We start from the raw sequence: 12,625 nt of genomic DNA on the forward strand, positions 1-12,625 counted from the left end.
GGAACAATCCTTAGAGTAGTATTTAACGAAACGGTTTTTATGGTAATAAAATAAATATGGAGTATTTGTGTTATTGTCGTGTTTATTATGTAAAATGAGAAAATATGTATAAGATCAATTTTTTGTTATTGTTGCTGCTTTCTGTTTTGAATGGAATATATGCACAGCAAAAGCCAATGGTTTTTAATCATAATGAAACCGCTCTGCCGGGTGATGCTTTTAATGTTCAGGGAAGTGGGTGGAGTAAAAATGTTGAATTATGGGGAACTGTAGTTAAAGGCAATGAAAACTCATTATCTCCTTCATTCCCGATTAAAATGATTAGTGCGGATGAAGGCTGTGTGACCGGTGTTTTTCCATTAGAGATGAGTTACAGGAAAAACGTCTTAATCGCTGTTTGGGTTAAAGAAGGAGAGCTGTATAGTGAACCGTTTTTTTTAAACAGGAGTAGAGCGGTGACTATAGAATTTGAAGAAGTAATGCCGGGTTATGTGTTTCGTATTTTTGGTAGAAATTTGTCATTACCGGGATGTAAACCTATTGTGACTTTTATTCATCCGAATTCGAAGCAGCAGCATCAGGCTGTTGTGGTGAAGGCTGAACCTTATGTGTTGACGGTTCAAGCTCCTTTTGATTTAGAAGCAGGAACTCACTATCAAGTAATGGTGAATAATGGAGCCGGAGGTGCTTATGGAAATTCTCTGGCGGAAGAACGTTTGTTTGCCCGTGAAAAAAGCGAAGATCCTTTTTCTTTACAAGTACCTTGGGGCAGTGATTTTGTTTTTTATAAAAATGTCTATAATGTGCGAACGGATTCTCGATTAAAGCATTTGGCAAAAGGAGATGGGATATCTAATGATCGGATTTCACTACAAGATGCAATAGATAAGGCTCATGCAGCAGGGGGAGGAGTAGTCTACTTACCTGCCGGGGTTTATAAGTTAGTTTTCGATAAAGGCTGCGGACTTGTTATGCGCTCTAATGTTGTGCTGAAAGGTGAGGGGCCTGAGCAGACTATTATTCAGTATGGTTTTGGTATTCCTCCTTCTTATCCCGATCCGATTGGTGTTGGAGGATGGCCGGATTATACCAATGAGGGAGTCGCTTTTTTATGGCCTTTGCATACTAAATTGAGCGGACTGTCTGATTTAAAGGTTCAGAATGTAAATGAATCTGGACTGTGGCGGCATAGTATGAAAACGATTTGTCCGTTAAATAAGGCGAAAGGGGCTTCCGGATCTTGTTTTTTTGCAGTTAATTGTCATTTTGATTTGTCTGTTGCATGGGGTATTTCATGGGGATATGTGGATAAGATGTTAATTGCAAATTGTAATTTCAGAAGTTATGCAAATATAACTTGGCCTTGGATGTGGCATTGCGATGGATCTACTAATTTTGTGATCCGTAATAATCGTGTATTTTACAGTGCCGGACGTTTTGGCTTCAGTAATAGTTTTAATGGGATTATAGAAAATAATCATATTACTCGAATGGGTGACTTACAGGCTTTTAAGGGAGAAACAGGTGGTTTTAATATTGACTTTTCAAAAGATATGGTTGTTATGAATAACCTATTGGATGTGGAGGGGGATTCTATTGTGGATCGTAATATGGGGGAAACAATTTTGAGCCAAGGAGGCAATCCTATAGGTCAGTCGTTAGGGAGAGTAGAAAAGGCTTCTGAATTTTCAGTGACAGATAGGACACAAAATTGGAATCAACTTCGTACTTCTGATCTTTCGACTTGTTCCGTTGTCGCTATTATAAAAGGAAAAGGAGCTGGACAGTGGAGACGGATAAAGAAGAATGATAAGCATACCATTTGGATCGAAAGACCTTGGGCGGTGATTCCTGATGAAAGTAGTAATTATGTTGTTACAAATTGGTCTGCTGAAGATTGGTTGGTGAAGGGCAATATTTTGAAGGAAAATAATCGTGGTATTTGGTTCTATTGTGGAGGAACTGATATTGCAATTGTTGAAAATCAGTTGAATAATTCAGAGGGGATTTATTTGCGATCGGATCAGCGGGTCGAGGTTGGTCGTTATAATTTGATGTGGAATGCTGTTGTGGAAGGAAATACGGTTATAAGAACCGGTAAAAAACGACCGGCAGCAATCTGTTCTGTGTTGGCAATTCAAAAAAATGACACTTTGACCGGTATTGGTAGTTTGGGAATTGAATTTCGTCGGAATACGATTATTTCTTCTCGTCCGAACGTGAGTTCGTTTATTCCCGGAGAAGGCTATTGGAATGAAGTTCGCTCTACGACAATGGATGCTTTAAATCATGTGAAGGGTATTGTCGGAACTGTATTTGATGGAAATACATCCATTAATATGGATTATGCTTATCGGCTTAGCGAACGAGGAGTTACGCAGACCGTAATTAAAGATCCTATGGATAAAAATGCAGGTCGGTTGACCAATATTATTATAGAAGATGGAAATTCAGCTCGACTATTTAAGACATCGGAGGTAAAAGAGGTAGATCCTTTTGCTCCCTATTTGGGTAAATCTCCGTCTTTGCATATGCATTTAGGTTCAGAAGTACAAAATGGAGTGATTATTGATAAAGTGGTATTTAATTCTCGTGAGTATAAAACAAATACAGGGATAGATTCGACAAAAATCTTTGCTGCCATTGCTCGTCCGGAACGTCCCGGTCGTTATCCCGGATTATTGGTACTACATGGAGGCGGGGGTGCTGCAGAAGTGGAAAAAGCAAAAAAATGGGCAACCAAGGGATATGTGGTGGTAACGGTGGATGAACCGGGAGTTGCCAATACTGATAATACCCCGAATAGTAAGGGGCCATGGAATAATTTGAAGTATGGTGAGAATCGTTTTATTGTTAAACCGGATATTACTTCAAGTACAATTTTTGATGCAGTTTTAGCCTCTTTACAAGGTCTTTATTTGTTAAAAGAGCAACCGGATGTTATTCCTGATAAAATTGGTGTTGTTGGAATTTCATGGGGAGGATATTTGACAACTATGATTTCTGGGCTTGCCGGTTCTTCTGTGGCTGCATCTTTTTCTGTTTTTGGTTCCGGATTTTATGATGCAAGTACGGTATTTTTGAAGGAGTTAGATACAATGGATCCTTTCCATAAAGCTACTTGGTTGAGATGGCTGGATGCCGGTAGGCGAGCTTATTGTATTCAGAATCCATTTTTTATAGCAGCGGCAACAAATGATAATTGGTTTTATCCTCAAGCTGTAAAAAATACACTTCAGCATATTTCGGCTCCCGTTAACCATGTTTTCTCACAAAATGTCAGTCATAAAATAGACTTACCTGGAGGAACGGAAAACAAGAAGGAAAGCTCACCTGGTTGGACAGAAATGGAAGAAGTTTATTTTGATTATTATTTGAAAGGAAATGGAAAGCGATTCCCTAAGATTAAGACGATCAAGGCTGAAAAAAGAGGAACATCTTTTGTTTGTGTATCATTTGTCGTTGATAGCGATACTCCAATAAGGCAAGCAACAGTTAATTATGCTTTTGTGGGAGAAGTTCCGACTAAGCGTAAATGGATGACCGTATCAGCTAAATGTATAAAGAAAAATCACTATGAGGTTTTAATTCCTCTTCAAAATTTAGGGAAGAATGCTGTTGAGTTTTACGGAACGGTTTCTGATAATCGTCCGGTTTCTGTTTCAAGTAATATGATTTGGTATTCAAATTGATAGAATATTTTTATGTTTTAAATTTTTGTTGGACAATTATGAAAGTACGATTGGCTCTTTTTTTACTCTTTGCAAGTTTGAGCATTCCATGTGTTTCGAAGGAAAAAATAGATTCTTCTATGTGTGCCTTGGATGTGGCTTGTTTGATTGGAGATAGATTGGTGAAGGAAACACCATTTGCTTATAAGCTGGAACTGGAAAGCAATAGTAATATATTTAATGGTATTCAGAAGGTCGATTTTGGTCGTAATTATACGGTTGGAAGACCGGCAGTTGCGTATGCTTATACGCAACTAACCACTCAGGAAGATAGAGAATTTATTGTCCAACTAGGTCATAATGACGCTTGTATGATTTGGTTAAATGGACAGGAGGTGTATCGGAAAGAGGGGTGTCGTGAATTGGTGTTTTTATATGAAGAACGTAGCATCGAGTTGCCTTTTCGTGTTGCCTTGAAGTTGAAAAAAGGAATAAATACTCTTCTCATCAAATCAGTTGGCAGATGTGAAAAATGGCAAGTTTATTTACAACCTCCTACGATGAAAGGAGCTGTGGTTGAGGAACAGGATTATCCTGAAATTGGACTGAATCGGATGGAACAGGTGGATAAATCGATTGCTTCTGTAACAAATTGGTTGATAATCGGCCCTTTTTCGGGTGAAAAAGGGTTAAACCCCATATATCCTCCTGAGAAAAATCAAGAGTTTGGATTTATGTATGCCGGTTTGAAAGGACCGGTTACTTGGACAATACCTAAAATTGATATAATAGGAAATTTGATTGACTCTAAGCCTTGGGGTACTAATTATCATTGGAATTACCATAATGGTGGTTTGGCTTGGGCTATGAAGGTTTTATCAGAGATGACGGGAAAAACGAAGTATGGTAAATATGCTGATGAATTTTGTGATTTTCAGTTGAGAAGTGTTCCTTTTATTTCGTATGAAAAGAATGTATTGGGGAAAGATAATGTGCCGAACGGACTACTTACTAATACCCCATTACTCGATTTTAAATTGGCTCCGTCTCTCCCTTTTATTTATCGCTTGCGGAAGGAAGCTTCTTTTGTAAATCGGGCTGAATATCTTTCGTTTATTGATAGTATGTTGGTTTATGCTAAGGAAAAACAGATTCGTTTGCCCGGTTACAGTCTTTTTACTCGTGTGACACCTCAAAAATATACAACTTGGGTGGATGATATGTTTATGGGGATTCCTTTTTTGATTCAAGCTGCTTTGTTTTCAAATACAGATGCAGATCGGGAGTATTATTTTAATGATGCTGCCAACCAAATATTAGACTTCAATAAGATTGTTTGGGATGAGACTGCTGATTTATATGTACATGCTCGTTATTCAGATAGTGATAAAAAGATGCCTCATTGGTCTCGTGCAAATGGTTGGGGAATGTGGGCTATGAGCGAAGTATTATTGTATTTGCCTGAAAATCATCCACACTATAGGGAAATATTAAAACATTTTCGTAAACATGCTAAGTCTTTAATTCGTTATCAGAATGAGCGGGGCTTTTGGCCGAATGTAGTGGATTATCCGGAATCACGTGATGAGGTTTCCGGGACAGCAATTTTTGTAATGGCTATGGCTAGAGGTATCCGTGAAAAATGGCTGGATCGTAAGATTTATCAACCCGTAGTGGAAAAAGCCTGGAATGCAATTAAGACGCAAATTGATAAAAATGGGACTGTTTATAATATCTGTTATGGGACTATGTGTACAGACGATGTTAATTATTATATAAATCGTCCTTTTTATGAAGATGATACGCATGGTCTTTTCGCTGTTCTTTTTGCTGCAATGGAAATCCATAAATTAGTAGAAAAATAAAGTAGTTGTTAAATCTTTAAACAATTCTATAAGAAGATTGGAGCTTATCGTAGGCTAAATATTAGGGATATTCAGTAAATAATATAAAAATAAGTCAAATTATTGATGATCAGTGTGCTGTGTATTGGTTGGTTTTTGTATCCCTTCTCAATAAGCACAAAATTGATCAAAAGAGTTTTCTATTTTTATGAATCTACAATATGTACTTTATTGGATGCTTATGATTATGACCGTTTGATAAATGATTTTTTAACGAAGTGTTTGAGAAACAGCAATAACGATTTGGTAGCCGTACTACTTCACAAATCCACTTTTCTTTGCATTATCCTATTTTTTTATCTGTTCTCTTATGCCTCTTCAAACACCCTACATACGGGTATATTTAGTGATATATCCTCTATTTTCTGCGGTTATTCCAGAGATTATAGGTAAATTTGTCTCATAAATTATATGTTAACTTTTTAATTTTTTGTTTTCATGAAAAAATTATTATTTTTAATTAGTCTGTGCATTACTATACATGCTAATGCTTGGCAACGTCAAGCAGTGTGGGCTAAGAACAAAATGCCCGATGCACAACCGCACCAAATAGCCGCCATGACAAACGAAACCAATAAAGCCGGATTCAAGGCTAATGACCATAGAGGAGCTTATTTAGAATGGTATGATACGCCTCCGAAAGAGGTAGCCAACGGTGGATGTATGATCTTGATTTCCGGTGGCAGCTATATGAGCTGTTGCGATGTAGACCTCATTAATCTGTGGCGTGAAACATTTACTAAACAGGGTTTTCAATGTGTCAATTTCGTTTATCGCACTCCCCGTCCCGAGGGTTTACCCATATATCAAAGTGCTTGGGAAGACGGGCAACGTGCAGTGCGTTTAGTACGTAGCCAAGCTAAAAAACGCGGATATGATCCCAACAAGATCGGTACGGTATCAATGTCGGCAGGATCACATCTTGCTTTGATGTTGGCTACAAGTTCAACGATTCCGGCTTATACTCCCATCGACGCACTCGACTCCTTGCCGTGTAACATCAATTATGCCATTGTAAATGCTCCGGCATATGTTACCACCGATGGAGAAACCGGTACTCCTGCATGGCTTCAGGGGTATGGTTTGGACGTGAAACTATCATCATGTTTTAAGTTTGATGCCAATACATGTCCGATGAGCCTTCATCATGGCGGTACTGACATTTATTCCCCCAATGGAAGTACTCTCATATATCGTAAACTTAGAAGTATGAATATACCCTCAGAGTTGCATCTTTATCCCAATCGCGGACATGGCGCATTCGGTTTGGAACGTGGCATTGAGTTCTTAACGCAGCTAGGTGTCACAGGAATATTAAAACCGGAGGAAAGAATTATGGATCGATATGCCAGTGATAATTCTCGCCGAGAAGTGATACGTCAAGATGTATGGGTTAAAGGTCAAATGCCAAATACTCAAAACCATCAATTGACACCCTATATAGAATGGCATTTTCCTAAAAAACAAAAAACAAAGGCTATTCAGATAATTTACAGTGGCGGTGGTTATGAAGGTAATAATCCTAATGATTTCGAAGTGGCTCCTGCACGTCGTTATCTCAACGATTTAGGTATGACAGTAGTAACGCTTCGATATCGTACTCCACGCCCCAAAGGTTTACATAAGCATATCACAGCTTGGGAAGACTTACAACGAACCATCCGTCTTGTGCGGTCACAAGCTGAGAAATATGGTCTTGATCCCAGCAAGATTGGTATTATGGGCAGTTCGGCCGGTGGGCATTTAACTTTAATGGGTGTCACATCTTCGTTGCATAATTCATATTGGCCTAATGATGCCATCGACCGATTACCATGTAATGTACAATGGGGAATTGGAATTTACCCCGCCTATGCGCTCACCGATGGTAGTGAAGACCATAACTCCACCCGTGGTAATGACGACAGTGCCATCCTTGTGCCTGAATTTAGCTTTGATATTAATACTGCTCCAATGCTTTTTATTCATGGCGATGCCGATGGATGGGCCAGCATGAATTCGGTTAAAGTTTGGGAAAAAATGAGAGCAATGGGGATACAGTCAGAATTGCATACGCTTGCTTTGCGTAGTCATTGTTTTCAGCGTCAGGCTTCACCGGATACCGGAAGTTACACATGGCTTGACCGCATAGCTGATTTTCTCCGTGATCAGAAAATATTGGAATAATAATGTGAACGAAAAAAAGATGAAAAAACTCTTTTCTTTCTCTTCTTTTATAACTATTGTAAGCATCCATTAAAATACATATTGTAGCAATTGAGTTATAGCTGTTATTTTGCACTTGCATTGAACAATAACTATAACATGCTTGGTATTATGACCGAATTGAAATTCTTAAAGTTGTAACAAAAGTGATAAGACAGTGGTTTGAGTATGAAAGAGTATCTTAAGTAAGTATTAATACCAACTTTTACCTATCATTATTGGCATAAGAAGTATCATAAGTCAAATGAGCCAACCTCTAAACTTATGACTCCAATAAGCGTTCGCAACATTCCCTCTGCAAATAGTGCTGTACACGAAGGCATCTCGATATTGCTGCCTGATGTTATTCAGATTTATTTCAACCCGAGCATGGAAGAGTGTGTACTTCGTTTCCTCTCCAAAAGAGGAGGTAGCGATTGTATTATCTAGGATTTCAATGAATTTAATATGTAATTAATTGAAAATTAATAATTTATTATGTCTGTTGGACATGAGCCTACAATTCTAACTGGTTAGGTTTTCCGATTAAGAGAGTTGTAGTCTGATTCAGTCTATAGCCATTAGAGCCTAGTGTCAAAGTTAGTTTTCAGCAACTCTTCTTTTCAAATATACACTTATATTTTTATTAGGATATTTAATACTGCAAATGTAAATGTGTCAGAACCCTCTTATTGTATATTTCCCAAAATCCCCATTGGTCCAAATCGAAAATACCATTGCGTCTAATTCGATTTTGTACCCCATGTAGATAAAATTACCCGCGGTAGTAATATTTTTTAAGAAACAGCTCTTTTTTGTAATGTGGTAGTAGCCAGTAGTATAGATATATTATTGGCAAATGAGGGGGATATTGTCATTTATTTCTGATTTTTCCTGATTGTCGTCCGGCTTTATCCTAAGAGTGGTTATGAACCGGTTTCAAGGATTATCTGTTGTATTACAAATATATATAAGGAAGAAATATGGAAAAATATTATCGATTGAGCAAAAAAGAGAGGAATGGAACTCGTGTATTTGGAGATTATATAAATGAACGTGCACATGATAAACGTCTTCTCGGGAAAGACAGCACTGCCGATCTGTATCAGGCAGCCGGTTATCATTTTCGGAATTTCTGCGGAAAGGAAAAATGTAGGCTATCGGATTTGAATTCGACTCTGATCATGGATTTTACTAATTATCTGCAATGCCTCCGGTTGAAGACGAACACGATCAACAGTTATTTGAGCAGTTTGAGGGCCATATTCAATGCGGCTTTACGGAGCCAGTTGGTTAAGGTGAAAGATCATCCTTTCGGTGAACTGAAACTGAAACGTGAAGTAACGGCCAAACGGGCAGTCTCGGTCGATATCATCAAGCAGATAGCGGCCGTGGATTTAAAAAAAGACAGGAAGTTGGAATTGGCTGCCGATCTTTCTTTGTTCGGTTTTATGGCCTACGGAATGCCTTTTGTGGATATTGTCCATTTGAAAAAGGAAAATATAAGTGGAGATGAGATCATTTATAATCGTCATAAGACCGGTGTCCAAATCAGGATAAAAATGACGACCGGCATGCAACTCTTGATGGAAAAATATCAAAACGAAGGACCTTATATCTTTCCGGTACTGACGGACGGGACCGATTACCAAGGGTATAAATTATTGTTGGCCGGTCACAACAGATCTTTGAAAAAGATAGGCGAGCTGTTGAATGTCCCGGCAAAACTCACGTCTTATGTCATGCGCCATACCTGGGCATCGGAAGCCTTACGTTGCAATATCCCGATAGCCGTAATCAGCCAGGCGATGGGGCATACGTCGGAAAAAACAACCCGGATCTATTTGGCTCAATTGGATGTTTCGGTATTGAACAAAGCTAATCAGGTGGTGACAGGAGGACTGGAAACGTTGTTGACAGGCAAGCAATGTCACTTATTTGCGAAATAAGTGCGATTATACCACAAATACCTGAAAAATAAAGCGTTTATTAAATGGGATTACCATAAATAAAACGAACTTTTGGTTTTCTAATACAAAGGAAGAAGATTAATTTTATTAAAACAAACATTTTATCTCGTTACAGATGGTTTTTTTACGAAATATAAAAGACCAAATGGGGACTTATTGTGTGTTTTTATCTTTGAAAAACAATAATTATCTAAAAAACTTATTTCTGAATGTAACCCTCCTGAAGCATCTATATTTTTAACAGATTTTACTGTTTATATATACTTTTTGTATCCTCTATAATCAAGCCTTAATTAAGCCTGTATGTTGTAATTATACTTTTTGTATTGGTTATTTTACTTCAAAATCTATGATTATTAAGGATAATTTGTCAAAAAAACATAGCCGAATCTTATTTCGCAAATAAGTTGATAAACAAAGTACACGGGCTATAATATACAGAATGAACCATAAAATAATAGTAATCAATGAATAAACATAGCTTGGTTGAAATTATATCTGATCGACTCAATATGCCACATGATCTGGTTTGCAGTGTGATTAATACGTTGGCCGACGTTATTGCAGACAGTCTTTTGGAAGAAGAAAGAGTCGTTATTCAAAACTTCGGAAGTTTCCGGTTATGGCATCAGGCCAGTCGGCCCGTGCGGAATCCGAAAACCGGAGAACCTATGATTTTCCAGCCACGAAACTCGGTCAAATTCGTCCCGGGGAAGCATCTGGTTGACCTGCTGAACCGGCAGGCGGACGATATGGAAAGCGACAAAGCATAAATATAATATAATCGATATATCCAATGAAAATAAACAGACTTGTTTTGTTTGTGGTTTTGATTTGTACCACATTTGCCTTGAACGCCCAGGAGCAGCACCGGATCGAAGATAAAGGAGCCGTCGTAGGTGTCAAAACCAATATTCCTTATTGGGGAACGGCAACATTCAATGCCGGAGTAGAAGTGCGGCTGGCTAAAAAATGGACGTTGGAACTGGAAGCCGGGTTGAACCCTTTCGATGGAAAAAAGGATGACGGCAGTTACGGACGTTCATTGAAACACTTGCGTCTGCATCCGGAACTGCGCTATTGGTTCTGTGAAAGTTTTCATAAACATTTTCTCGGTTTGCATATCCCATATTTGCTGTACAACGTGTCGGACGTGAAGTTGCTCGGAGTGGAAAACGAGCGTTCGCAAGGCTGGGGGACGGGTGTCGGCGTCAGCTACGGATACCAGTGGCTGCTGTCGAAACATTGGAATCTGGAAGCGACTGTCGGTGTGGGATACCTCTATCTGGATTACGACAAATATCCCTGTGCCAACTGCGGGTCCAAGATCGAAAGCGGGCACAAACATTATTTCGGTTCGACGCAGGCCGCCATCAGTATCATGTATTTATTCTAAACGAACTCCCTTATGAAACGCATACTAACGACAACTGGTCTTTTTTTAGGAGCTTGTTTTCTGCTTTCCGCACAGGAAACGGGAAATAACCGCTTGGTCATAGAAAGAAAAATGGTGGAACGCGCCGATTCCTGGCTGGTAGTAGACATGACGGTGGACTTGAGTTCGCTGAAAGTCGCTTCAGACCGCTCCATTCAGTATCTCCCAACTGTTCGTCGCGGCGACAGCCTGGCGGTACTTCCACCATTGATCGTAAACGGCCGTGCACGCCATATCCTTTATGAACGGATGGATCGCGACCGGATGGAAAACAATGAGTTCGAGGTCTATCGCAAGAACGGGACGGAGCAGCGCATGGACTATCACGCCCGTGTGGAGTTTCGCGACTGGATGAAGAAATCCGAATTGGTGATGGCGATCGATACGTGCGGCTGCGGCTGGGAAGCGATCGGCAACGGCGAGGCGAGCCTGTTCCCGATCAACATCGGCGAACCGTTCGTTTTGGCCCCTCTCATGGCCTATATCACCCCCGAAGCCGAGGCGGTCAAAGTGCGTGCCAAAGAGGGGAGCGCCTATCTGGACTTCCCGGTGAACAAGATCGAGATCTATCCTGAATATCGCAACAATCCGTTGGAACTGAAAAAGATCCGTGAGACGATCGAATCGGTGCGCAACGACAAATATGCCACGATTACGGAAGTCAGCATCAAGGGGTATGCCTCTCCCGAAGGCAGTTATGCCAACAACGCCTATTTGGCGGAACACCGTGCAAAGGCTTTGTCGGGCTACGTGCAGGGGCTGTATGACTTCGGCAGTGCGAAGATGATGATCGATTTCGAGCCGGAAGATTGGGCGGGCCTTGAAAAACGCCTCCAGACGATCGATGTCGAAGCGAAAGACGAACTGCTCGCTGTCGTCCGTGCCGACGAACCAAAGGATCTGGACAAAAAGGAATGGAAGCTGAGACAGGTGGCGGGCGGTGCTCCTTACAGATATATACTGCAAACGGTCTATCCGGCTTTGCGCCATTCGGACTATGTGGTGCAATATAAGATTCGCAACTTCACGGCCGACGAGGCGAAAGAGTTGCTTTATAGCGACCCGAAGCAGTTGAGCCTGAACGAAATGTTCCAGGTGGCGCAGACCTACGAACCGGGCAGTGACGCCTTCTGCGAAGTGTTCGAAATAGCTGTCCGTATGTTCCCGGACGATCCGGTGTCGAACCTGAACGCCGCCAACACGGCGTTGCAATTGGGCCGTATCGACCAGGCACGTCGTTACCTGGCCAAAGCCCCGGATTCTCCCCAGAAACGTCTGGCCGAGGCTGTCGCCCTGCTTTTGGAAGGAAACCTCGATGATGCCGAAACCATTTTCCGTGCGCTCGAAAACGAACCTTCGGTCAAGGAACAGGCAATTTATAACCAACAACAAGTAAAACAAAAAAGGGAAGAGTTAAACTAAATCTATTTTGATTCTGGCTCTTTAATTATTAATCATTAA

The 12,625-nt window shown here is 40.3% G+C and carries 7 protein-coding genes; all 7 read left to right on the top strand.

Translation table 11 applies throughout. The features are described from left to right. Positions 1-104 precede the first annotated feature (104 nt). The 7 genes from NQ564_RS04070 (at position 105) to NQ564_RS04100 (ending at position 12,586) form a co-directional block, all read left to right on the top strand. Complete coding sequence (locus NQ564_RS04070; RefSeq protein WP_129649813.1) at positions 105-3,692, top strand: glycosyl hydrolase family 28-related protein; 3,588 nt, start codon at positions 105-107, stop codon at positions 3,690-3,692. A 38-nt stretch (positions 3,693-3,730) separates the two neighbouring features. Next, a complete protein-coding gene (locus tag NQ564_RS04075; RefSeq protein WP_008147692.1) occupies positions 3,731-5,536 on the top strand; it encodes a glycoside hydrolase family 88/105 protein in 1,806 nt (601 codons plus the stop codon). Between the two features lie 477 nt (positions 5,537-6,013). Beyond that, positions 6,014-7,741 carry an alpha/beta hydrolase gene (locus NQ564_RS04080; RefSeq protein WP_008147699.1) on the top strand — a complete coding sequence of 576 codons (1,728 nt, stop codon included), beginning with the start codon at positions 6,014-6,016 and terminating at the stop codon, positions 7,739-7,741. 1,001 nt (positions 7,742-8,742) lie between these two features. Then, a complete protein-coding gene (locus tag NQ564_RS04085) occupies positions 8,743-9,708 on the top strand; it encodes a tyrosine-type recombinase/integrase (RefSeq protein ID WP_008147700.1) in 966 nt (321 codons plus the stop codon). 488 nt (positions 9,709-10,196) lie between these two features. Further along, positions 10,197-10,502 (top strand): HU family DNA-binding protein, encoded by a 306-nt coding sequence (locus tag NQ564_RS04090; protein WP_008147701.1) that lies wholly within the window; start codon positions 10,197-10,199, stop codon positions 10,500-10,502. Positions 10,503-10,525: 23 nt separating this feature from the next. Further along, complete coding sequence (locus NQ564_RS04095) at positions 10,526-11,125, top strand: DUF3575 domain-containing protein (protein WP_008147702.1); 600 nt, start codon at positions 10,526-10,528, stop codon at positions 11,123-11,125. A 12-nt stretch (positions 11,126-11,137) separates the two neighbouring features. Beyond that, on the top strand, positions 11,138-12,586 hold the full coding sequence (locus NQ564_RS04100; protein ID WP_008147703.1) for a DUF3868 domain-containing protein: 1,449 nt from the start codon (positions 11,138-11,140) through the stop codon (positions 12,584-12,586). The last annotated feature ends 39 nt before the right edge of the window (positions 12,587-12,625 follow it).

It is taken from the genome of Parabacteroides johnsonii DSM 18315 (assembly GCF_025151045.1).
GTDB classification, from domain to species: Bacteria; Bacteroidota; Bacteroidia; order Bacteroidales; family Tannerellaceae; genus Parabacteroides; species Parabacteroides johnsonii.

What these genes read in the sequence shown, in the direction of transcription:
- NQ564_RS04070 (WP_129649813.1), top strand. Translation starts at nt 105, where the DNA reads ATGTATAAGATCAATTTTTTGTTATTGTTGCTGCTTTCTGTTTTGAAT.
- NQ564_RS04075 (WP_008147692.1), top strand. Translation starts at nt 3,731, where the DNA reads ATGAAAGTACGATTGGCTCTTTTTTTACTCTTTGCAAGTTTGAGCATT.
- NQ564_RS04080 (WP_008147699.1), top strand. Translation starts at nt 6,014, where the DNA reads ATGAAAAAATTATTATTTTTAATTAGTCTGTGCATTACTATACATGCT.
- NQ564_RS04085 (WP_008147700.1), top strand. Translation starts at nt 8,743, where the DNA reads ATGGAAAAATATTATCGATTGAGCAAAAAAGAGAGGAATGGAACTCGT.
- NQ564_RS04090 (WP_008147701.1), top strand. Translation starts at nt 10,197, where the DNA reads ATGAATAAACATAGCTTGGTTGAAATTATATCTGATCGACTCAATATG.
- NQ564_RS04095 (WP_008147702.1), top strand. Translation starts at nt 10,526, where the DNA reads ATGAAAATAAACAGACTTGTTTTGTTTGTGGTTTTGATTTGTACCACA.
- NQ564_RS04100 (WP_008147703.1), top strand. Translation starts at nt 11,138, where the DNA reads ATGAAACGCATACTAACGACAACTGGTCTTTTTTTAGGAGCTTGTTTT.